General features: G+C 67.5%; 14 protein-coding genes. 5 read left to right on the top strand and 9 right to left on the bottom strand.

Going from position 1 to position 22,397, the window contains the following annotated elements; translation table 11 throughout:
* Position 1: 1 nt before the first annotated feature.
* On the bottom strand, positions 2 to 1,204 hold the full coding sequence (locus HNP51_RS14375) for a glycine C-acetyltransferase (protein WP_184271948.1): 1,203 nt from the start codon (positions 1,202 to 1,204) through the stop codon (positions 2 to 4).
* A gap of 45 nt (positions 1,205 to 1,249) precedes the next feature.
* Positions 1,250 to 2,107, bottom strand: coding sequence for a DUF4232 domain-containing protein (locus HNP51_RS14370; RefSeq protein WP_184271950.1), 858 nt, complete (start codon positions 2,105 to 2,107; stop codon positions 1,250 to 1,252).
* Positions 2,108 to 2,237: 130 nt separating this feature from the next.
* Here HNP51_RS14370 and HNP51_RS14365 point away from each other — a divergent pair, with 130 nt between their 5' ends.
* Entirely contained in the window at positions 2,238 to 4,313 is a 2,076-nt protein-coding gene (locus HNP51_RS14365) for a TonB-dependent receptor domain-containing protein (protein ID WP_184271953.1), read from the top strand.
* Positions 4,314 to 4,511: 198 nt separating this feature from the next.
* Complete coding sequence (locus HNP51_RS14360) at positions 4,512 to 7,061, top strand: TonB-dependent receptor (protein WP_184271957.1); 2,550 nt, start codon at positions 4,512 to 4,514, stop codon at positions 7,059 to 7,061.
* Positions 7,062 to 7,096: 35 nt separating this feature from the next.
* Here HNP51_RS14360 and mce read toward each other — a convergent pair whose 3' ends face one another.
* The 5 genes from mce to HNP51_RS14335 are packed head-to-tail and all read right to left on the bottom strand — an operon-like array spanning position 7,097 to position 14,579.
* The gene (mce, locus tag HNP51_RS14355; RefSeq protein WP_184271960.1) at positions 7,097 to 7,519 is read right to left on the bottom strand and encodes a methylmalonyl-CoA epimerase; all 423 of its coding nucleotides are present in this window, start codon (positions 7,517 to 7,519) and stop codon (positions 7,097 to 7,099) included.
* Positions 7,519 to 9,678 carry a methylmalonyl-CoA mutase gene (gene scpA / locus HNP51_RS14350; RefSeq protein WP_184271964.1) on the bottom strand — a complete coding sequence of 720 codons (2,160 nt, stop codon included), beginning with the start codon at positions 9,676 to 9,678 and terminating at the stop codon, positions 7,519 to 7,521. Before scpA ends, mce begins: the two co-directional genes overlap by 1 nt.
* Positions 9,675 to 11,057: a methylmalonyl-CoA mutase family protein gene (locus HNP51_RS14345; RefSeq protein WP_184271967.1), complete on the bottom strand. Its 1,383-nt coding sequence runs from the start codon at positions 11,055 to 11,057 to the stop codon at positions 9,675 to 9,677. Before HNP51_RS14345 ends, scpA begins: the two co-directional genes overlap by 4 nt.
* Positions 11,058 to 13,034 carry an acetyl/propionyl/methylcrotonyl-CoA carboxylase subunit alpha gene (locus HNP51_RS14340; RefSeq protein ID WP_184271971.1) on the bottom strand — a complete coding sequence of 659 codons (1,977 nt, stop codon included), beginning with the start codon at positions 13,032 to 13,034 and terminating at the stop codon, positions 11,058 to 11,060.
* A 9-nt stretch (positions 13,035 to 13,043) separates the two neighbouring features.
* Positions 13,044 to 14,579 (bottom strand): acyl-CoA carboxylase subunit beta, encoded by a 1,536-nt coding sequence (locus HNP51_RS14335; protein ID WP_184271974.1) that lies wholly within the window; start codon positions 14,577 to 14,579, stop codon positions 13,044 to 13,046.
* An 86-nt stretch (positions 14,580 to 14,665) separates the two neighbouring features.
* On the opposite strand from HNP51_RS14335, the gene HNP51_RS14330 reads away from it, so the two are divergent.
* Positions 14,666 to 16,120 (top strand): short-chain fatty acyl-CoA regulator family protein, encoded by a 1,455-nt coding sequence (locus HNP51_RS14330; protein ID WP_311770666.1) that lies wholly within the window; start codon positions 14,666 to 14,668, stop codon positions 16,118 to 16,120.
* Between the two features lie 63 nt (positions 16,121 to 16,183).
* Here HNP51_RS14330 and HNP51_RS14325 read toward each other — a convergent pair whose 3' ends face one another.
* The gene (locus tag HNP51_RS14325) at positions 16,184 to 18,418 is read right to left on the bottom strand and encodes a TonB-dependent receptor (protein ID WP_221415932.1); all 2,235 of its coding nucleotides are present in this window, start codon (positions 18,416 to 18,418) and stop codon (positions 16,184 to 16,186) included.
* Between the two features lie 199 nt (positions 18,419 to 18,617).
* On the opposite strand from HNP51_RS14325, the gene HNP51_RS14320 reads away from it, so the two are divergent.
* Complete coding sequence (locus tag HNP51_RS14320; protein WP_184271977.1) at positions 18,618 to 20,141, top strand: carboxylesterase/lipase family protein; 1,524 nt, start codon at positions 18,618 to 18,620, stop codon at positions 20,139 to 20,141.
* Positions 20,138 to 20,839: a TetR/AcrR family transcriptional regulator gene (locus tag HNP51_RS14315; protein WP_184271980.1), complete on the top strand. Its 702-nt coding sequence runs from the start codon at positions 20,138 to 20,140 to the stop codon at positions 20,837 to 20,839. The genes HNP51_RS14320 and HNP51_RS14315 overlap by 4 nt, the downstream gene beginning before the upstream one ends.
* Positions 20,840 to 20,886: 47 nt before the next feature.
* Here HNP51_RS14315 and HNP51_RS14310 read toward each other — a convergent pair whose 3' ends face one another.
* On the bottom strand, positions 20,887 to 22,389 hold the full coding sequence (locus tag HNP51_RS14310) for a CoA-acylating methylmalonate-semialdehyde dehydrogenase (protein WP_184271983.1): 1,503 nt from the start codon (positions 22,387 to 22,389) through the stop codon (positions 20,887 to 20,889).
* Between the last annotated feature and the right edge of the window lie 8 nt (positions 22,390 to 22,397).

The raw sequence follows: 22,397 nt of genomic DNA, 5'->3' as shown, positions 1-22,397 counted from the left end.
GTCAGATGACCCCCAACTCCTTGCCGGCCTGGATGAAGGCGGCGACGGCGGCGTCGATCTGCTCAAACGTATGCGCCGCCGACATCTGGGTGCGGATGCGGGCCTGGCCGCGCGGGACCACCGGGAAGCTGAAGCCGATCACATAGACGCCCAGTTCCAGCATCCGCGCCGCCATGTCCTGCGCCAGCTTGGCGTCGCCCAGCATGACGGGAATGATCGGGTGCTCGCCCGGTTGCAGGGTGAACCCCGCCTCGGTCATGGCCGAGCGGAAGCGCGCGGCGTTGGCGAACAGTTGCTTGCGCAGGGCGTCGCCCTCTTCGCCCGCCGCGATGCGGATGGCCTCCAGCGACGAGCCGCAGACGGCGGGGGCCAGGGCGTTGGAGAAGAGGTAGGGCCGCGCGCGCTGCTTCAGCAGGGCCACGACATTGGCCTTGGCGCAGATGAAGCCGCCCATGGCGCCGCCCAGGGCCTTGCCGAAGGTGCCGGTGACGAAGTCCACCTCGACGCCGCAGTGAGCGTAGGAACCCCGCCCCTTGTCGCCCATGAAGCCGGTGGCGTGGCAGTCGTCGACCATGATCAGGGCGCCGTACTGGTCGGCCAGGGCACGGATGTCCTTCAGCTTGGCGATGTAGCCGTCCATCGAGAAGGCGCCGTCGGTGGCGATGATGATCTCGCGCGCGCCGTCGGCCCGGGCCTGCTTCAGCTGGGCCTCCAGGTCGGCCATGTCCGAGGTGGCGAAACGATAGCGCTTGGCCTTGCACAGGCGCACGCCGTCGATGATCGAGGCGTGGTTCAGGCTGTCCGAGACGATGGCGTCGGCCTCGGTGAACAGGGGCTCGAAGATGCCGCCGTTGGCGTCAAAGGCGGCGGCGAACAGGATCGCATCTTCAAAGCCGAGGTAGTCGGCGACGGCGCGTTCCAGTTCCTTATGGATTTCCAGCGTGCCGCAGATGAAGCGGACCGAGGCCGTGCCGGCGCCCCACTTCTCCATCGCCCTGATGCCCGCCTGGGTGACGCGCTCGTCGCCGGCCAGACCGAGATAGTTGTTGGCGCAGAAGTTCAGGACGTCGCGACCGTTCACCGAGATCACGGGTCCCTGGCGCGAGGCGATGACGCGCTCGGGCTTGGTCAGCCCCTGGGCGTCAATGTCGGTCAGTTCGGCGGAGATGCGGTCGTAGAAGGCCGTATTGGTGCTCTGGGTCATGATTTCTCCGCTACGCTGAATTCAGGCAGGTTTGAACCCCCGATTTCAGGTCGCCGGGGCAGGTCTGGCCGAGGCGTCGGCCACCGGGCGGAACGGGCTGACACGAACTTGCTTCCCGCACGGCGTGAGCGCCAGCGGCAGGCTGACCACGGCGGTATCGCCGGGCGTGGTCAAGCGCAGGGTCTTGGCCTCCGGACACGCCTTTTCGCCCTCGGCTTCATGCGGGACGACGTTCCAGGCCAGATCGAAATAGGCCTTGGCCTGGGGAGCCAGCGAGACCGGCGTCGGCACAGTTCCCTTCGCAAAATAGTTGCCGGGCTCGTGCACCGCCTGGACGGTCGTCAGAGCGCCGCCGTTCGCATCGGCCAGCGTCACGCCGGGATAGCCGGTCAGGCTGCATGCCTGCGTCCCCGCATTCTGCAAGGCCAGGGTGGTGACGCGATTGCCCATGCCCGCGTCGCCGCCCTCGACCGACAGCCTCAGGTTGGTTGCGACGCAGGGCGCCTCGGGAGACGGGGCCAGAACCGGGACCGGGCGGCTGCACCGCTCGATGATGGTCCCGCCTGTCGTGTCATTGGGCGCCAGTCGGCTGAGGGTTCCGCTTTCCTGCCCGTCGCGGCTGGCGGTCCACCACTCCAGCCCCTGTCCGGCGTAGCGCGCGCCGCTGGCCGAGACGGCGCTGGCCAGGACATAGTCGCGACCGTCATAGGACACCCGCACCGTCTCCGTGTCCGGGTAGGTGGCGGTGACGACCTTGCCGCTTTCGCAGGCGTAGCCGACGGCGGCGGCGGGCGGGCCGGCCGGCGCCTCGATCGGGGCGGTCGGCGCGGGCGCCGGCTCTTGCGAACAGGCGGCGGCGGTCAGGCCGAGACAGGACAGCAGCGCAACGGCGGAACGGGTCATCGACAGCCTCTCTATGAGCGTCCCGTCCGAACGCTGCTCTTCGTCAAAGGCTCCGCTTGCAAGGAAATGCAGCGAGGCGGTTGCGTAGTGATACACTATAACATATCAAGTTCGCGACATTGTAACGGGGATGCGTGCCTTGCGACTTCAAACCTTCCTGCTGACCGCTGCCGGGGCCGCCGCCCTCTCGACGTCCGCCTTCGCGGCTGATGACGTCATCCAGACCGCCCATCAGGACGAGCCGACCGAGATCGCCGATGTGGTGGTCCGCGCCCTGCCCCTGGGCCGTGCCGGCGACGACGTAGGCTCGCACGTCGCCCTGCTGAGCGGCGACGAACTGGTCCACCGCCGCCAGTCGACCCTGGGCGACACCCTCAGCGGCATTCCCGGCGTCAACTCCGACACCTTCGGCGGCGGCGCCAGCCGCCCGGTGGTGCGCGGTCAGGCCGCCCCCCGCGTCAAGGTGCTGAGCGAAGGCGCGGGCCTGATGGACGCCTCCGAAGTCTCGCCCGACCATGCCATCTCCGGCGAGCCCCTGCTGCTGGAAGGCATCGAGATCCTGCGCGGCCCTTCGGCCCTGCTCTACGGCGGCGGCGCCATCGGCGGGGCGGTCAACCTGCTGGACAAGAAGATCCCGACGCGCGTGCCAGCCAACGGCGGCGAGGGCGTGGTCGAATACCGTCGCGGCTCGGTCGACAACGAGGAAGCCGGCGTGGTCGGGGCCACGGTCGGCGGTGGAAACTTCGCCGTCCGCATCGAGGCGGCGGCGCGCAAGGCCGACGACTACAAGGTGCCGGACTGGGACGAACCGCGTCTGGACGGTTCCTACAACGAGACCTCGACCGCGACGCTCGGCGCCTCATACATCGGTTCGCGCGGCTATCTGGGCGCGGCCTATACCGAACAGACCAGCCGTTACGGCCTGGCCGGGCACACCCATGAATACGAGGGCTGCCACCCGCATGGCGACCACCTGCATTGCGGCGGTCACGACGATCACGACCACGACGGCCATGATCATGAGGAAGGCGAGGAGCACGATCACGACCACGGCGTGCCCGAAGTCCGGCTGAAGAGCCGCCGCCTCGACCTGCGCGGCGAACTGAGCGATCCCCTGCCCGGCATGGAGAACGTGCGCCTGCGCGCCGGCTACACCGACTATCAGCATCAGGAACTGGAAGAAGGCGTCGTCTCGACCACCTTCACCAACGAGGGCTATGACGGCCGCATCGAGGCCCAGCACAAGCCGATCGCCGGCTTCAAGGGCGTGGTCGGCCTGCAACTGAGCAAGAGCGACTTCGCCGCCGTCGGGGAGGAAAGCTTCCTGGCTCCCAGCACGACCAAGAACACCGGCCTGTTCGTGATGGAGGAATACGAACTGGGCGACTGGCATCTGGAGGGCGCCCTGCGTCAGAAATGGCAGGAGGCCTCGGCCCTCGGTCTGCCCGACGCCGAGCACAAGCCCTTCTCGATCTCGGGATCGGCGGTCTGGCACTTCATGCCCGGCTGGTCGGGCGCGGTGTCGCTGTCGCGTTCGCAACGCGCCCCCTCGGCGCAGGAGCTCTATGCCGACGGCGTCCACCTGGCGACCAACACATACGAGATCGGCGACAGCGGCCTGGACGTCGAAACGGCCAACGCCCTCGAGCTGACCCTGCGCAAGACGGCGGGGTCCACCACGGCCTCGGTCAGCGCCTATCACTATGTTTATGACGACTACATCTTCGCCCGCACCCTGGACCAGTTCGAGGACTTCCGCCTGATCCAGTACAGCCAGGCCGACGCGACGTTCACGGGTCTGGAAGGCGAGGTGCGCCAGCAGCTGACGCCCTGGCTGTCCGCCAGCGTCTTCGGCGACTATGTGCGCGGCGAGCTGAAGGGCGACGGCGGAAATCTGCCCCGCATCCCGGCGGCGCGTCTGGGCGTCCGGGCCGAGGCCTTCGCAGGCCCGTGGTCGGGCGATGTGGAATACAGCCGCACCTTCAAGCAGAACGACATCGCCGCCTTCGAGAGCGAGACGCCGGGCTACAACATGGTCAACGCCACCGTGGCTTATGACGTGGAGTTGGCCGGGGTGAAGTCGCAGGTCTTCCTGCGCGGCACCAACCTGCTGGACGAGCTGGCGCTGAACCACGCCTCCTTCCTAGCCGAGACCGCGCCGCAACGGGGCCGTAACCTGGTGTTGGGCGTCCGCGCCCGCTTCTGATTTCATCAGAGCTGGAAAAAAGAAGGGGCGGCGTGCGACGGACGCCGCCCCTTTCTGCGTTAGATCACTGTCGAGCCTGCCGTGACATTTCCGCGTCATTACAGGCTGTTAATCTGCCAGAGCCCTTTCCGCCATTATTCGGCGCACATCGGTCTTCAAGCAGGTCGGCGCTCGCTTCCGGTCTAATCAGGACAATCCATGTCGCCTGTCGTTCTGCTTCTTGCTCTCGCCTCGCTCGATCCCAATGCGGAGACGACGCCCGCGGTCGCGCCGCAGACCCAGACGCCCGCCGTCCCTGCGGCCGAAGAGCAGGAAGCCTATGACCTGGGCGAGATCCAGGCCGTCGCGACCCGGCGACGGGGCGCGGCGCTCGGCGACTACGAACCCGAGCTGGTGCTGGATGAGGAACAGCTGAAGGCCTACGGCGCAAGCAGCATACAGGAGCTGATGACCCTGCTGGAGCCGGTGACGCGCAGCTCGCGCGGCGGCTCGCCGGTCTTCCTGGTCAACGGACGACGCATCTCGGGCTTCCAGGAAATCCGCGGCATCCCGCCCGAAGCCATCGAACGCACCGAGATCCTGCCCGAGGAGACCGCCCTCTCCTACGGCTACAGCGCCGACCAGCGGGTGGTGAACTTCGTCCTCAAGGCCAACTTCCGCTCGCTGACGATGCAAGCCAGCGTCCGCCGCCCGGACGAGGGCGGCCGCACCGTCAGCGATCTGGAAGGCAACGTCCTGCGCATCGCCGGCAAGCAGCGGACCACGCTGGACCTCGAGTACGAAAACGACACCGCCCTGTTCGAGACGGAGCGCGACATCGAGCGCAGCAACGGCGCACCGACCGCCTATCGGACCATCCTGCCCAAGCAGGAGCAGGCGTCCGTCGCCGGGTCGCTGGTGCGCGACCTGAACGACACCACCGCCGTGACGCTGAGCGCCAGTCTGGAGGACACGTCGCGACTGGCCTGGCAGGGGCTGCCGGGCGTCCAATTGGCCGTGCCGCCGTCCACCGTCGCGGAGCAACTCTACCTGACCGCGCCCGACGCCCTGTCGCGCACCACTGACACCCTGGCGGGCAAGGTCGGGGCTCTGGTGGACGGCTATCTGGGCGACTGGCGCTGGACGCTGACCGGCGGCTACGACCGCACAGAGACCAAGACCCGCACCGGGCGCGGGCTTGATCAGGACGCGCTGCAGGCCGGGGTGACGGCGGGCCTGATCGACCCGTTCGGCGATGCGGACCAGTTGCCGCGCCTGCCCTTCGACACCGCCCGCTCCGTCTCCAGCAGCGGCAACCTCGAAGCCGTCATCAACGGCACGGCCTGGGAGGCGCCGGCGGGCGCCTTGACCTCGACCTTCAAGGTCGGCTTCGACACCCAGACGCTGGATTCCGAGAGCCTGCGATATGATGCGGACCTGAAGGCCAGCGTCTTCTCCGAGCGCTCGCTGTCGCGCGACCGGACCAGCGCCTCGGGCAACTTCAACCTGCCCATCGCCAGCCGCGACCGCGAGGTCCTGGGCGTGCTCGGCGACCTGTCGGCCAACTTGAACCTGGCCTATCAGGACCTGTCCGACTTCGGCGGCCTGTCGGCCTATACCCTGGGCCTGAACTGGTCGCCCTGGAGCCCGATCAACTTCAACGTCAGTTGGTCGGACGAGCAGAACGCCCCGTCGATGTCGCAGCTGAACGACCCGACCATCTCGACCGCAAATGTGCCGGTCTATGACTTCCTGAAGGGGGAGTCGGTCAACATCACCCGCATCGAAGGCGGCAACTCCGGCCTGTCAGAGGAAACCAAGCGCATCCTGAAGCTGGGCTTCAACCTGACGCCGCTGAAGGACAAGGACCTGCGGCTGACGGCCAACTACAGCCGCACCGAGGTGGAGGGCTCCATCGCCGCCTTCCCGACCATCACCCCGGAACTGGAAGCCGCCCTGCCCGAGCGCTTCGACCGCGACCTGGACGGCAATCTGCTGTCGATCGACGCCCGGCCGCTGAACTTCCAGAAGGCCGAGCAGCAGGAGATCCGCTGGGGCCTGAACTTCTCGACCCCGTTCGGCAAGCCTGATCCGGCGGCGGCGGCGCGGATGGGGCAGCGCGGCCCGGGCGGCGGACGTCCCGGCGGAGGCGGCGGTCCCGTGACGATGCGAATGGAAGGCGGGCCGCCCCCCGGCGGCGGCGCCGGCGGCCCTCCCCCCGGAGGCATGCGGATGCAGATGGGCGGCGGACGCGGCGGGCGCGGCCCGGCCATGCAGCCCGGCCAGGGGCGCTTCAACGTCTCGCTGTATCACACCTATCGCATCCAGGATGAGATCACGATCCGCGACGGCCTGCCGGTGCTGGACCTGCTGGACGGCGCCGCCATCGGCGCGCGCGGCGGGCAGTCGCGCAACGAGGTCCAGCTCCAGATGGGCCTGTTCAAGAGCGGCATGGGCGGCTTCCTGAACGCCAACTGGAAGGAGTCCACGCGGATCAACGGCGGCTCGTCGCCCGACGACGACCTGAGCTTCTCGGACCTGACGACGGTCAACCTGAACCTGTTCGCCGACCTGTCGTCGCGTCAGACCTGGGTGGCGAAATATCCCTGGCTGAAGGGCGCCCGCGTCAGCGTCGGGATCGACAACCTCTTCGACCAGAAGCTGGATGTGCGAAACGGGCTAGGCGTGACGCCTGACGCCTATCAGCCCGACTATCTGGACCCGCTGGGCCGGACCTTCCGGGTCAGCTTCCGCAAGATTTTGTTCTAAGAAAAAGGCCCGGTCAGCGACCGGGCCTTTTGACTTCAGTGCGCCTCTTTCGGCGCTTCCATCAGTTCGATCAGGACCCCGCCCATCTCCTTGGGGTGCAGGAAGACGACCGGCGTGCCGTGGGCGCCGATGCGGGGCTCGCCGGTGCCCAGGATGGTCACGCCCTTGGCGCGCATCTCGGCGACGGCGTCGTGGATGTCGGCTACTTCGAAGCAGACGTGGTGCTGGCCGCCCTTGGGGTTCTTGGCCAGGAAGCCGGTGATCGGGCTGGTCTCGTCATAGGGCTCGATCAGTTCGATCTGGGCCGTCGGCGTGTCGATGAAGCAGACCTTCACCCCCTGGGCCGGCAGGTCGAACGGCTCGCCGATCTTCGTCGCACCCAGGATGTCGCGATACAGCTTGATCGAGTCCGCGATCGAGGGCGTGGCGACGCCGACGTGGTTCAGATTGCCGATCATTACTTCGTCTCCGCCGGAGCAGGCTGGGCGTAGCCCAGACGCAGGTTCAGTTTCTCGATCAGGTCCGCCGCCGTGTCGGCGATCACCGAGCCAGGCGGATAGACGGCGGCCGCCCCCATATCGAGCAGGGGCTGAACGTCCGACGGCGGGATGACGCCGCCGACCACGATCATGATGTCCTCGCGGCCCAGCTTGGCCAGTTCGGCCCGCAGTTCCGGCACGAGCGTCAGGTGCCCCGCCGCCAGCGACGAGGCGCCGACCGCGTGGACATTCTTCTCGACCGCATCCCGGGCGGCCTCGGCGGGCGTCTGGAACAGCGAACCGGCGGTGACGTCGAAGCCGATATCGCCGTAGCCGGTGGCGACGACCTTCTGGCCCCGGTCGTGGCCGTCCTGACCCAGCTTGGCGATCAGGATGCGTGGCGGACCGCCGTCGTTTTCAACGAAGGTCGCGACCATGTCGCGGGCGCGGGCGACCTTGGGATCATTGCCAGCCTCCTTGCCATAGACGCCCGAGACCGTCTTCACCGTGGCGACGTGACGCCCAAAGGCGGCCTCCAGAGCATCCGAAATCTCGCCCACCGTCGCCTTGGCGCGGGCGGCCTGAACCGCCAGTTCCAGCAGGTTGGCGTTGCCCCGCGCACCAGCCGTCAGGGCTTCCAGCGCGGCGTCGGTGGCGGCCTGATCACGCTCGGCGCGCAGGCGCTTCAGCTTCTCGATCTGGGCCGTCAGGACGGCGGCGTTGTCGACCTTCAGCATCGGAATGTCGTCGGGCGTATCGTTCAGATAGCGGTTCACGCCGACCACGGTCTGCTTGCCGGTGTCGATGCGGGCCTGGGTCTTGGCCGCCGCTTCCTCGATGCGCAGCTTGGGAATGCCGGCCTCAATGGCCTTGGCCATGCCGCCCGCCGTCTCGACCTCGGCCATCAGGGCGCGGGCGCGGTTCGCCAGATCATGCGTCAGACGCTCGACGTAGAAGCTACCGCCCCAGGGATCGATGGTCCGGGTCAGGCCCGTCTCCATCTGCAGCAGGATCTGGGTGTTGCGCGCGATCCGGGCCGAGAAGTCGGTCGGCAGGGCCAGGGCTTCGTCCAGGGCATTGGTATGCAGGCTCTGGGTCTGACCGCCCGCCGCCGCCATGGCCTCGACCATGGTGCGGGGCACGTTATTGAACACGTCCTGGGCAGCCAGCGACCAGCCCGAGGTCTGGCAGTGGGTCCGCAGCGACAGCGACCTCTGATCCTTGGGCGAGAACGTCTCGGCGACCTTTTCGGCCCACAACAGGCGGCCGGCCCGCATCTTGGCCACCTCCATGAAGTAGTTCATGCCGATGGCCCAGAAGAAGGACAGGCGCGGCGCGAACCGATCCACGTCCATCCCCGCGTCCACGCCCGCCTTGATGTATTCCAGCCCGTCCGACAGCGTATAGGCCAGCTCGATCTCGGCCGAGGCCCCCGCCTCCTGCATGTGATAACCGGAAATCGAAATCGAGTTGAACTTCGGCGTCTCCTGCGCTGTCCAGGCGAAGATGTCCGAGATGATCCGCATCGAGGGCGCGGGCGGATAGATGTAGGTGTTGCGGACCATGAACTCCTTCAGAATGTCGTTCTGAATGGTTCCGGTCAGGGCCGCGTGCGGCACGCCCTGCTCTTCCGCCGCGACGACATAGAGGGCCAGGATCGGCAGGACGGCGCCGTTCATGGTCATGGACACCGACATCTGATCCAGCGGGATGCCGTCGAACAGGGTCCGCATATCCAGAATGCTGTCGATGGCCACGCCGGCCATGCCGACGTCGCCCTTTACCCTTGGATGGTCGCTGTCATAGCCCCGGTGCGTGGCCAGATCGAAGGCGATCGACAGGCCCTTCTGACCCGCCGCCAGGTTGCGACGATAGAAGGCGTTGGACTCCTCGGCGGTCGAGAAGCCCGCGTACTGGCGGATCGTCCACGGATTGCCCGCGTACATGGTCGGATAGGGGCCGCGCATATAGGGGGCGAAGCCCGGCAGGCCGTGGATGGCGTCGAGGCCTTCCAGCGCCCCGGGACCATAGGCGGTTTCCACCGTCAGGCCCTCGGGCGTCAGCCAGGGATCGCGGCTCGGGCCTTCACCTGTCGCGGTCAGGTCGAGATCGACCTTGGAGAAGTCGGGGAAGCTCATGGGTTCGCCTCCTCGGACGCGATCTCAAAGGGCGCGGCGAAGCGCACCGGGGTCAGGGCGCCGTGGCGCACCGGGACGAAGGAGGGATCAGCGGTCTCGACCGGGGCCGGGCGCGGATCGGGATCGACGTATTTGGTGACGCCGACCATGTGGCGGGCGCCGTCCTTGAGCGCGGCCTCCAGCTGACCACGCGTGCGTTCGACGCGCGGCTGGATCAGGTGATGTTTCAGGGCGTCGACCACGCCGCCTTCGGCTTCGATCGACTGGAACTCCTTCCAGCCCGCCTCGGCCAGATCGCGGGTGCGGCTGTCCAGGAACCAGGAGCCGGCGGCGGGATCATCGACCCGGCCCAGATTGGCTTCTTCCATCAGCACCAGTTGGGTGTTGCGGGCCTGGCGGCGGGCGAAGGCGTCGGGACGGCCCTCGGCGCGGGTGAAGGCGTCCAGCACCACCACGTCGGCGCCGCCGACAGCGCCCGCGAAGCCAGCGGCGGTCAGGCGCAGAAGGTTGGGCCACGGATCGCGCGCCGACAACATCCGCCGCGACGAGCGGGCCTCGATGATGGCGGGGGTCTCATGCCCGAAGGCCTTGCTGACGCTGGCCCAGATCAGGCGCATGGCCCGCACCTTGGCCAGAGCGTCGAAATATTCCGCGTCGACCGAAACGCCCAGCACCACGCCCTTCAGCGCCTGCTCAGTCGTCAAACCGGCCAGCACGGCGGCCTTGACGTAGGCGACGGCGGAGGCGGCGGCGAAGGCCAGTTCCTGTCCCGCCGAACCGCCCGCCTCATGCACCACGCGGCCCGAGGCCAGGAACAGCCGGGCGTCGGGATAGGTCCCGGCCAGGCGCACAGCGGCCTCGGCGGCTTCAGTCACGGCAGCGTCGATCGGACCCTCCCCCGCCTCGGCAAAGGCCGAGATCGGGTCGAGGTGGAATTGCAGCTGGGCGCGGGGCGAACCCTTGGCCACGGCCGCCAGAGCATCGGCGGCCTTCACGCCGTCAAAGCCCGCGTCCAGCGCCACCGGCGCCAGTTCCAGCGCCACGCCCTCCAGGGCGGCGGCCAACGTCGTCTCGTCCGTCGTGAACGCCCCCTTCAGCACCACCGAGGCGGCGCCGTTTTCAAGGTCGGTCAGGACGGCGGCCTTGATCGCCGCCGCCTCGTCGCCCTCGACCAGGGTGCGCAGGTCCCACGCCCGCCCCTCGGCGTCCGTGGTGCGCGGCGCGCGAAGCGCCTGCACCCCAGTTGCGTCGGCATAGAGCGGCCGGATGAGCAAGCCGTCGGCGTCGAGGTGGAGCAGGCTTTCGATCGCCCGCCCCTTCAGCGCCTTCTCGGCCTGTTCCCGCCACTCCAGCGGCGTCGGCGTGGGAAAGGTTGTCATTTACGCAAACTCCACCAGCACATCGTCGGCGGCGACCGGGTCGCCGGCCTTGGCGCCGACCGCCTTCACCACGCCGTCATGCTCGGCCTTGAGGATGTTCTGCATCTTCATGGCTTCGATGATGGCGACGGTCTCGCCCGACTTGACCTCCTGGCCGACGGTCACGGGGATGTCGACGACCAGACCCGGCATGGGCGACAACACCAGCTTGGAGGTGTCGGCGGCGACCTTCTCAGGCAGGCGCTGATACATGGCGGCGGTGCTGGGCGTCAGGACGCGCACGCGGGCCTTGGCCGCCCGGTGGCGGATATCAAAGCCGTCGGGCGCGCGCTTGACCTCGGCGGTGAAGGGTTCGTCGTCCAGCACGGCGCGGAACTGGGCCATGCCCGGACGCCAGTCGATTTCCGACAGGGTCAGGTCGCGCTCGTCCAGCGAGATGACCAGATCCTCGGCCTCGTCATACGACAGCGACACCTCGTGGGCCTCGCGGTCAATCAGCACGGTCCAGTCGGTGCGCTCCGACGGATCGCCCGCCTGCTCGGCCAGGACCTCGTTCATCGCCGCAGCCACGGTGATGAAGATGTCCTTCTGCTCTTCGCTGGGCTCAAGACCGCGGAAGCCGTCGGGGAACTCGTCCTTGATGTAGCTGGTCGACAGCTGACCGGACTTGAAGCGCTCCTGATCCATCACCGCCGACAGGAAGGGCACGTTGTGGCCGACGCCCGACAGGTGGGTGTCCTCCAGCGCACGGGCCATGCCGGTGACGGCGGCGTCGCGCGTCTCGCCCCAGGAACACAGCTTGGCGATCATGGGGTCATAGAACATGCTGATCTCGTCGCCCTCGCGGACGCCGGAATCGTTGCGGACGGTGTAGTCGCCCTGATCGCCTTCCTCGGGCTGCTCATAGCGCACCAGACGACCGATCGACGGCAGGAAGCCGCGATAGGGGTCCTCGGCGTAGATGCGGCTCTCGATGGCCCAGCCGTTGATAGACAGGTCTTCCTGCTTGAAGGCCATGGTCTCGCCCGCCGCCGAACGGATCATCTGTTCGACCAGATCGACGCCGGTGATCAACTCCGTCACCGGATGCTCGACCTGCAGACGGGTGTTCATTTCCAGGAAGTAGAAGCTGCGGTCCTGCCCGGCCACAAACTCGACCGTGCCGGCCGAGTCGTAGTTCACGGCCCGCGCCAGGGCGATGGCCTGATCGCCCATGGCCTTGCGCGTCGCGTCGTCCAGCAGGGGCGACGGGGCCTCTTCGATGACCTTCTGGTTGCGACGCTGGATCGAACATTCGCGGTCGAACAGCGAGACGATGTTGCCGTGCTTGTCGCCCAGCACCTGAATCTCGATGTGGCGCGGATTGACGATGAACTTCTCGAGGAAGACGCGGTCGTCGCCGAACGCGGTCAGAGCCTCGGCCTTCACGGCCGCAAAGCCCTCGGCCATGTCGGCGTCGGAATGGGCGACGCGGATGCCCTTGCCGCCGCCGCCGGCGCTGGCCTTGATCATGACCGGATAGCCGATCTCGTTGGCGATCTTCACCGCCTCCTCGGTCGATTCAATCAGGCCCATGTGGCCTGGCACGGTCGAGACGCCCGCTTCAGCCGCGAACTTCTTGGACGTTATCTTGTCGCCCATGGCCTCGATGGCGTGCGGGTTCGGGCCGATGAAGGTGATGCCCTCGGCCTCCAGACGACGCGCGAAGACCGGGTTTTCCGACAGGAAGCCGAAACCGGGGTGCACCGCCTCGGCGCCCGACTGGCGCACCGCGTCCACGATCTTGTCCTGGATCAGATAGGACTGGGCGGCGGGCGACGGCCCGATGTGGATGGTCTCGTCAGCCATCTCACAGGCCAGCGAACCGGCGTCCGCGTCCGAATAGACCAGCACCGTCTTGATGCCCATCTTGCGGCAGGTCTTGATGATGCGAACCGCGATCTCGCCCCGGTTGGCGATCAGAATTTTCTTGAACATTTCTGGGCCTTACAGGGGAATGTTGTCGTGCTTCTTCCAGGGATTTTCCTGGGTCTTGTTCTTCAGCGTCTTCAGGGCCTTGATCAGGCGACGGCGGGTGCCGTGGGGCATGATGACGTCGTCGATGTAGCCCAGGCCGGCCGCCACGAAGGGGTTGGCGAAGCGTTCCTTGTATTCGGCCTCGCGCGCCGCCAGAGCCTCGGGGTCGCCGGCCTCCTTGCGGAAGATGATCTCGACCGCGCCCTTGGCGCCCATGACCGCGATCTCGGCGGTGGGCCAGGCGTAGTTGACGTCGCCGCGCAGGTGCTTGGAGCTCATGACGTCATAGGCGCCGCCATAGGCCTTGCGCGTGATGACCGTCAGCTTGGGCACGGTGGCCTCGGCATAGGCGAACAGCAGCTTGGCGCCGTGCTTGATCAGGGCGCCGTACTCCTGCTTGGTGCCAGGCATGAAGCCCGGCACGTCCACCAGGGTCACCAGCGGGATGTGGAAGGCGTCGCAGAAGCGGACGAAGCGCGCGGCCTTGCGGCTCGAGTCGATGTCCAGGACGCCCGCCAGCACCTGCGGCTGGTTGGCGACGATGCCGACGCTCTGGCCGTCCAGCCGACCAAAGCCGCAGATGATGTTCCTGGCGAAGTCGGCGCCGATCTCGAAGAAGTCGGCCTCGTCGACCATCTTCAGGATCAGCTCCTTCATGTCATAGGGCTGGTTCGGATTGGTCGGGACCAGGGTGTCCAGCGAGGCCTCGTCGCGATCCGCCTCGTCATAGCTGTCGCGGACCGGCGGCTTTTCGCGGTTCGACAGGGGCAGGAAGCCGATCAGGCGGCGGACTTCGGACAGGGCCTCCAGATCATTCTCGAAGGCGCCGTCGGCGACCCCCGACTTGCCGGCGTGGACGCGGGCGCCGCCGAGGTCCTCGTGGCTGACGACCTCGTTGGTGACGGTCTTCACCACGTCCGGGCCGGTCACGTACATGTAGGACGTGTCCTTCACCATGAAGATGAAGTCGGTAATGGCGGGCGAATAGACGTCGCCGCCCGCGCACGGGCCCATGATGACCGAGATCTGCGGAATGACGCCCGAGGCCAGCGTGTTCTGCAGGAAGATGTCGGCGTAGCCCGCCAGCGATTCCACGCCTTCCTGAATGCGGGCGCCGCCCGCATCGAACAGACCGATGATGGGGGCGCCGGCCGTCAGGGCCATCTTCTGGATCTTGACGATCTTGGCCGCGTGAGCGCCCGACAGCGAGCCGCCGAAGACGGTGAAGTCCTTGGAGAAGACATAGACCAGACGGCCGCCGATGGTGCCGCGTCCGGTGACGACGCCGTCGCCGGGGATGCGCTGCTGGTCCATGCCGAAGTCGTGGCTGCGGTGCTCCACGAACATGTCGGTCTCTTCGAAGCTGCCTTCGTCCAGCAGGACTTCGATCCGTTCGCGCGCGGTCAGCTTGCCCTTGGCGTGCTGGCTCTCGATGCGCTTGACGCCCCCGCCCAGTTTGGCGGCGGCGCGACGGCGCTCGAGTTCCTCGAGGATGGCCTGGCTCATGGTTTGGGCTGCTCCCTGTAATCTTTGGTGATCACTGAGACGCTTCGTTGCAAAAAGGCAATCGCAACTTTGCAAAAGGGGCGTAAGTGCGTAAGCCTGCCAAGGTCGACGGGTTGTTTTGCAAAGTTGCGATGGCGGAAAAACTCTACCTCGGGGCCAAGGTGCGCAAGCTGCGCGAGGCGCGCGGCTGGACGCTGGAAGCCTGCGCCGGACGGCTGGCCCTGTCGCCCAGCTATCTGTCGCAGATCGAGACCAATCAACGCCCGGCGACAGCGCGGGTTCTGATCGCCCTGACGCGGGCCTTCGACGTGGACGCCAGCCTGTTTGATCTGGACGGCGACGCCCGCCTGATCGCCGACCTGCGCGAGGCCGTCACCGACGTGGCCGGTCACGCCGAGGCGCCGTCCGCCGTCGAGCTGAAGCAGGCGGTGACGACGACGCCGCGACTGGCGCGTCAGTTCCTGGCCCTGCATCAGGATTATCGCCGGCTGGACGAGCGGTTGAAGACGCTGAACGAGACCCTGGGTCGCGACGAGCGGGCGCAAGCCGCCCCTGCCCTGCCCTACGAAGCCGTGCGCGACTTCTTCCACTATCGCGACAACTACATCGACGTTCTGGATCAAGCGGCGGAGGCCCTGGCCGAGCAGCTGGGGCTGGGCGCGGGCGGTCATCCCGAGCGCGATCTGGAGGCGGCGCTGAACGACCTGTGCGGGGTGCGCCTGGCCACCGGCGAAGGGCGCGGGGCCATGCGGCGCTTCGATCCGGCGGCGCGCATCCTCTACGTCGACGCCAGCCTGCCCGGCGCGACGCGGTCCTTCCTGATGGCGCACCAGTTGGTGCTGTTGCGGTTTCACGATCTGATCGAGCACGAACTGGACCGCGCCGCCTTCGACATTCCCGCCGCGCGCGACGTCTGCCGTGTGGGTCTAGCCAACTATGCGGCAGGGGCCCTGCTGCTGCCCTATCGTCGCTTCCTGGAGGCGGCGCGCGAGCTGCGTCACGACGTGGACCGGCTGCGCAACCGCTTCCACGTCAGCTTCGAGCAGGTCTGCCACCGGCTCAGCACGCTTCAGCGCCCCGGCTGGCGTGGCGTGCCCTTCTACTTTGCGCGGGTGGACATGGCCGGGAACATCACCAAGCGGCACAGCGCCACGCGCTTCCAGTTCGCCCGCTTCGGCGGCGCCTGCCCCCTGTGGAACGTGCACGAGGCCTTCGGCGCGCCGGACCGTATCCTGGTCAACCTGTCCGAGATGCCCGACGGCTCGCGCTACATCTGCATCGCCAAGAGCGTGTCCAAGCCGGGCGGTTCCTACCTCGAACCGGATCGCCGCTATGCGCTCGGCCTCGGCTGCGAAATCGAGCACGCGGATCAGCTGGTCTATGCGGCCGGCCTCGACCTGAACGGTCCGCCGACGCGAATGGGCGTCAGCTGCCGCATCTGCGAGCGCACCGACTGCGCCCAGCGCGCCTTCCCGCCCATCGACCGGACCCTGCGCGTGCCGGAAAACGAGCGCGGCGTGATCCCTTACACCCTGAGCTGAGGCTCAAAAGAAAGCCCCGCCGGGCGGACCGGCGGGGCTTCAGTTTTTCCGGGGCTGGAAACCCTAGAAGTTGGCGGTCACGCTCAGCGTCACCGTGCGCGGCGCGCCGTAGAAGCCGATGACGGAATCGCCGGTGATGGCGCCCGGGAAGTTGTAGCCGCCCGCGCGATAACGCTCGTCGCCCAGGTTCCGCCCGGCCAGACTGACGCGATAGCGCGCGTCCGGCGCGGTCCACATCAGGGTGGCGTCGTACAGCCAGTACGATCCCTGATCGAGCAGCGGAATGGCCGTCTCGAACATCTGAGTCGCGCCGCGATAGGAGGCCATCGGGGTAAAGATGACCGAGCCGCGATCGCCCAAATCGACGCTGTAGGGCAGCGCGATATTGGCGGTCCAGTCGGGCGTGTTCTGGAACTGGCGCTGGTCGGCCATGTTCTCCCGCTTGCCGGTCACCGGGTTGAAGGTGACGAACTCGTTGAACTTGGCGTCCAGGTAGCCGAGCGTCAGGCGCGGGATGAAGCTGTCAGTGATCCGCGCGCTGGCTTCCAGCTCCCAGCCCCAGATCTCGCTGGATCCGGCGTTGTCGACGAAGCTGACGACCGAAGCGGGCGGGATGAAGAACTGCGAGGTGATCTGCTGGTCGGTGTACTCCGACTTGAACAGGGCCGTGGCGAAGTTGATCCGCCGGTCCAGCAGCGAGCCCTTCAGGCCGACCTCGTAGGTGTCGACCAGTTCCGGCTGATAGCCGTTGATCGTCTCGGGATAGAGGCTGGCGTCGCCGCGCATGTCGAAGCCGCCCGACTTGAAGCCGCGCCCGTAGGAGGCGTAGCCCGTCAGTTCCGGCGTGAACTTGTAGCTGGCGCTGATCCGGGGCGTGAACTCCGAATAGGTGTCCGAGTTGGTGTAGTCGGTCGAGGGACGGCCCGCCGGGATGGGCACGCTGTTGCCGAAGAACGGGCTCTTGATGCCCAGATAGTTCTGGCGCAGCTGATCGACGCTCTTCTTGTCCTGGGTCCAGCGGCCGCCGACCGACAGCGACAGCTGGTCCGTCAGGTCGTAGCTGAAGTCGGCGAAGACGGCGAAGCTCTCGGTGTCGACCTTGCCCCCGGTGAAGGTCGTCAGGCCCGCCGGCAGCCCCGGCCCCATGCTGGGATAGAGGCCGATGACGGTGTCGAACGCCCCCTCGGCCGAGGCGTCCATATAGAAGAGGCCCGCCACGCCCTGCCAGCGCTCGCCTTCGAACAGCAGCTGGAATTCCTGGGTGAACTGGCTGTCGGCGTAGTAGCCGGGAATGTCGAGGATCGGTTGCGGCAGACCGTCGAAGTCGATCCCGTCGCCCTTGGTGTCGCCGTCGCGCCAGGCCGTGACCGACTTGAAGGTCAGGGCGTCGTTGACGTTCCACTCGCCGGTGAAGGACAGGCCGCGCGTGCGGACATAGCCGTCGTCGCCGATGCCGGCGCGGGTGTCGTAGATGCCGTCCGTCGTCGGCGCCTTGAGGCGATAGCCGTGACGGGCGTTGGACTCGTCCTCGGTGATGTCGCCCGCCAGGCGGAAGAAGAGGTCGTCGGTCGGGGTCCATTCGACGCTCAGACGCCCCGCCGTGACATCCTTGTTGTAGTGCTCGGCGCCCGTGGTCAGGTTGGTGCCGTAGCCGTCGCGGGTGTAGCGGGCCACAGCGCCGCCGATGCGCAGGGTGTCCGTCAGGGGCGTCGAGCCCGAGGCGATCAGATCGACCTGGTTATAGCTGCCGTAGGCGCCCTTGAGCGTCAGTTCCGGGTCCTGGCCCAGACGCTTGGTGACGTACTTGATCGCGCCGCCGATGGTGTTGCGGCCATAGAGGGTGCCCTGCGGGCCGCGCAGGACCTCCAGACGCTCGATGTCGAAGATGTCCAGCACCGCGCCCTGCGGACGGGCCACATAGACGTCGTCGACATAGAGGCCGACGCCGGGCTCGAAGCCCCACAGCGGGTCCTGCTGGCCGACGCCGCGGATGAAGCTGGTCAGGGTCGAGTTGGTGCCGCGCGCGATCTGGACCGTGGCGTTCGGGGTCTGTTGCTGCAGGGTGGTGATGTCGGCGGCGCCGGTCTGTTCCAGGCGCTCCGCGCTGACGGCGGAGACGGCGACCGGGACGTCCTTCAGGCTTTCCTCGCGGCGGCGGGCGGTGACGACGATGTCGTCGACGCTGGAGGCCTGTTCGGTGTCCGACGCCTGTTGGGCGAAGCTCGGCGCCGCGCACAGCGAGGCCGTGATGAAGACGCTGGTCATCAGCGCCAGACGCAACTGTCCTGTCGTTCGCATTCTCGTTTCCTCTCCACGCGCGGTCGTTTGGTCGCCGCTGATCTGTGTTGGGCCGACGGTGGTCCGCGAACGGCCCCGCTGTCAACATCATTCATTCTTGCATGAATGATGTTTCACGAAGCGGCTCGACAGCCGGGCGAGCGTTGTTCATTCTCAAATGAACGAGCGCGGCGAAGATCGCGCCTCAAGGGACGGAATTATGGATCAGATCAATCTGGCCGCGACCTCGCCCGTCGCGCGCACCCCGTCTGGCGACCTGCGCGGTCGTCGCGAAGGCTCGGCGAACGTGTTTCGCGGCGTGCCCTATGCCGCTGCCCCAGTGGGCGAGCAGCGCTGGCGAGCGCCGCAGCCGGTTCCGGCCTGGGACGGCGTGCGCGAGGCGGCGGATTTCGGACCATCGGCCCCTCAGGCCGGTCCCGCGGACGTGGCCGACATCGTGTCCATCGGCGGCGCGCCGGAACCAACCGGCGAAGACTGCCTGACGCTGAATGTCTGGGCGCCCGCCGAGACGACCGGACCGGCGCCGGTCATGGTCTGGCTGCACGGCGGGTCGAACCGGATGGGGGCGGGCTCCCTGCCCTTCTATGACGGCGCCGCCTTCGCCCGCGACGGGGTGGTGCTGGTCAGCGTCAACTATCGCCTGGGCCAACTCGGCTTCTTCGCCCACCCGGCGCTGACGGCCGAAGCCGCGCCCGATGAGCCGCTAGGCAACCACGCCCTGCTGGATCAGATCGCGGCCCTGGAATGGGTGCGCGACCACATCGGCGCCTTCGGCGGGGACCCGGCCAATGTCACCCTGTTCGGAGAGTCCGCCGGCGGCCTCGACATCCTGGCCCTGATGACGGCCAGGCGGGCGCGCGGCCTGTTCCACAAGGCTGTCGTTCAGTCCGGCGGCGGCTGGCTGCCCGCAACGCCGCTGAAGACCGCGCACGAGCGCGGCGCGGCGGCGGCGACCGCCCTGGGCCTGAGCAATCCCGACGCCGCCGCCCTGCGCACCCTCGCGCCGGAGCACCTGACGGCGATCGAAGGCGCCTTTGGCCCGGTCATCGACGGCCGGCTGCTGGACCGCGATCCGATCAGCGCCTTCGCGCGCGGGGACTTCGCCGACGTGCCGCTGATGATCGGGGTCAACAGCGGCGAGGATTCCCTGCTCAACTACGGCGGCGGGCTGAAACGCTTTGGTCAGTTGATCAAGCCGAACGCCAAACTGGCCGCCCTCTATCCCGAGGCGAACGGCGACGCGGAGCAACTGATCCGCCTCGGCTTCCGCGACTTCGCCTTCGCCGCCCCCGCGCGCTGGGTCGCCTCGCGCCCGCGTCGCTCGAAGGCCTGGCTCTATGCCTTTGACTATGTGGAGGAAGCCCGGCGCGAGACCATGTCGCGCGCCGCCCATGCCGCCGAGATCTTCCACGTCTTCGAGGCCCTGGACCACCGCCCCGACGGCGCACCGCCCCCGACCGAGGCCGACCGCGCGATCAGCGCCGCCATGCACGCCCGCTGGATCGACTTCGCCAGGACGGGCGCGCCGGGCGCCGACTGGCCCGCCTATGTCCCCGCCGACGACGCCTGGATGGTGTTCAACGACACGCCCGGCGGAGAGGTGAAGCGCGGCTGGTGGAAAGCCGCCCTGGACCACCATGGGCGCAAAGGCGGGCTGCTGATCCTGCTGCTGCGGGCGCGGGATCGCCTGCGAACCCTGTTCTCGGCTAAAGTCGCGCGATGACCGCTGCCGAGACCAAGCCGCGCCCCAGGGCGACGCCGAAAGCGAAAGCCCCGCCCAAGCCCAAGGCCCAGCGCCGCGAGGAGACGACGACCCGTATCCTCGATGTGGCCGAGGCCCTGTTCGCGCGCGACGGCCTGCACGGCGTCACCCTGAAGGCCGTGGCCAAGGAGGCGGGCGTCGATACGGCCCTGCTGCACTATTATTTCGACGACAAGAACCGGCTGTTCTCGACCGTCTTCGGCCGCCGCGCCGAGGTGGTGAACCGACTGCGCCTCGACAGTCTGGACCAGTATGAAGCCGAGCACGGCGACGCCATGACCGTGCGCGGGGCCATCGACGCCTTCCTGCGCCCGCTGTTCGTCCTGTTCGACAACGGCGACCCGGCCTGGCTGAACTACGCCGCCCTGGTGGCTCAGGTGAACAACACCCCGGTCTGGGGCGGCGACACCATGCACAAGCATTTCGACCCGGTGATCGACCGCTTCATCGGCGTGCTGAGACGCATCGCGCCCGACACGCCGCCGCGTCAGATTTATTGGTTCTATCACCTGCTGTCAGGGTCGCTGACCCTGTCGCTGGCCCAGACCGGCCGTATCGACGTCCTGTCCGGAGGCCTGTGCAAGTCCTCGGAAATGGGCGCCATCTGCGACGCCATGGAGGCCGTCTTCACCGGCGGCTTCGAGGCTATCCGGCGATAAACCAAGAAAAACCCGACCTCAGAGCCTGAGGTCGGGTTCCGGTCTCATCAGGCCATCGTCGGAATGACGAAGGAGCTGTCGGCGTGCTCCAGTTCGCTATCAGGCCAGCGGGCCGTAACGGTTTTGGTCTTGGTCCAGAAACGCAGACCTTCCATGCCGTGCTGGTTGATGTCGCCAAAGGCCGAGCGCTTCCAGCCGCCGAACGAGTGATAGGCCACCGGCACCGGGATCGGCACGTTGATGCCGACCATGCCGACGTTGACGCGGGCGGCGAAGTCGCGGGCCGCGCGGCCGTTCTGGGTGAAGATGGCGACGCCGTTGCCGTACTGGTGCTTGCTGGGCAAGCTCAACGCCTCCTCGAAGCTGGCGGCGCGCATGATCTGCAGCACGGGGCCGAAGATCTCTTCCTTGTAGGATTCCATCTCCGGCTTAACGTGGTCGAACAGCGACGGGCCGATGAAGAAGCCCTTCTCGTGACCCTGCAGGCTGAACTCACGGCCGTCGACGACCAGTTCGGCGCCTTCCTCGACGCCCTTGTTGATCCAGCCCAGGACCTTGTCCTTGTGGGTCTGGGTGACGACCGGGCCGTAGTGGGCCTCGGCGTCGGTCGAGACGCCGACGCGCAGGTTGGGGATTTCCGAGACCAGGCGCTCGCGCAGTTCGTCGGCGGTGCGCTGACCGACCGGCACCACGACCGGCAGGGCCATGCAGCGCTCGCCGGCCGAGCCATAGGCCGCGCCGGTCAGGTCCTTGATCACCTGATCCATGTCGGCGTCGGGCAGGACGATGCCGTGGTTCTTGGCGCCGCCCATGGCCTGGACGCGTTTCCCGTGCTGGGCGCCCATCTGGTAAACATAATGGGCGATGTCGGACGAACCGACGAAGCTGACGGCGTGGATGTCGGGGTGGGTCAGGATGGCGTCGACCGCCACCTTGTCGCCGTGCACGACGTTCAGCACGCCCTTGGGCGCGCCCGCCTCCATCATCAGTTCGCCCAGGCGCACCGGCAGCGACGGATCACGCTCCGACGGCTTCAGGATGAAGGTGTTGCCGGCGGCGATCGCCATGCCGAACATCCACATCGGGATCATGCCGGGGAAGTTGAACGGGGTGATGCCCGCCACCACGCCCAGCGGCTGACGCATGGAATAGACGTCGATGCCGGGGCCGGCGCCTTGCGTGTATTCGCCCTTCAGCGCGTGGGGGATGCCGCAGGCGAACTCGATGACTTCCAGGCCGCGCTGAATGTCGCCCTTGGAGTCGGCGATGACCTTGCCGTGTTCCGAGGACAGCAGCTCCGCCAGCTCGTTCATATTGGCCTCGACCAGGCGCTTGAACTCGAACATGACGCGGGCGCGGCGCTGGGGGTTGGTGCTGGACCAGCCCTCAAAGGCGGCCTGGGCGGCCTGAACCGCGCGGTCCATCTCGCTGACGGTCGCCAGCTGGACGCGGGCCTGAACCTCGCCGGTGTTGGGGTTGAACACGTCGCCGAAACGGCCCGATGCGCCGTCGAAGGCCGCACCGTCGATGAAGTGGCGAATGTCGCGCATGGAGGCGT

This window comes from Brevundimonas bullata, from assembly GCF_014207965.1.
GTDB lineage: Bacteria > Pseudomonadota > Alphaproteobacteria > Caulobacterales > Caulobacteraceae > Brevundimonas > Brevundimonas bullata_A.
Note: the sequence above shows the minus strand (reverse complement) of the source record. Positions and strands in the feature narration are given on the sequence as shown.

Bases quoted from the DNA above. Each gene is read 5' to 3' on its own strand.
- HNP51_RS14360 (WP_184271957.1), top strand. From the start codon at position 4,512: ATGTCGCCTGTCGTTCTGCTTCTTGCTCTCGCCTCGCTCGATCCCAAT.
- HNP51_RS14335 (WP_184271974.1), bottom strand. From the start codon at position 14,579: ATGAGCCAGGCCATCCTCGAGGAACTCGAGCGCCGTCGCGCCGCCGCC.
- HNP51_RS14315 (WP_184271980.1), top strand. From the start codon at position 20,138: ATGACCGCTGCCGAGACCAAGCCGCGCCCCAGGGCGACGCCGAAAGCG.
- HNP51_RS14340 (WP_184271971.1), bottom strand. From the start codon at position 13,034: ATGTTCAAGAAAATTCTGATCGCCAACCGGGGCGAGATCGCGGTTCGC.
- HNP51_RS14370 (WP_184271950.1), bottom strand. From the start codon at position 2,107: ATGACCCGTTCCGCCGTTGCGCTGCTGTCCTGTCTCGGCCTGACCGCC.
- HNP51_RS14365 (WP_184271953.1), top strand. From the start codon at position 2,238: ATGCGTGCCTTGCGACTTCAAACCTTCCTGCTGACCGCTGCCGGGGCC.
- HNP51_RS14325 (WP_221415932.1), bottom strand. From the start codon at position 18,418: ATGCGAACGACAGGACAGTTGCGTCTGGCGCTGATGACCAGCGTCTTC.
- HNP51_RS14310 (WP_184271983.1), bottom strand. From the start codon at position 22,389: ATGCGCGACATTCGCCACTTCATCGACGGTGCGGCCTTCGACGGCGCA.
- HNP51_RS14345 (WP_184271967.1), bottom strand. From the start codon at position 11,057: ATGACAACCTTTCCCACGCCGACGCCGCTGGAGTGGCGGGAACAGGCC.
- mce (WP_184271960.1), bottom strand. From the start codon at position 7,519: ATGATCGGCAATCTGAACCACGTCGGCGTCGCCACGCCCTCGATCGCG.
- HNP51_RS14320 (WP_184271977.1), top strand. From the start codon at position 18,618: ATGGATCAGATCAATCTGGCCGCGACCTCGCCCGTCGCGCGCACCCCG.
- HNP51_RS14375 (WP_184271948.1), bottom strand. From the start codon at position 1,204: ATGACCCAGAGCACCAATACGGCCTTCTACGACCGCATCTCCGCCGAA.
- scpA (WP_184271964.1), bottom strand. From the start codon at position 9,678: ATGAGCTTCCCCGACTTCTCCAAGGTCGATCTCGACCTGACCGCGACA.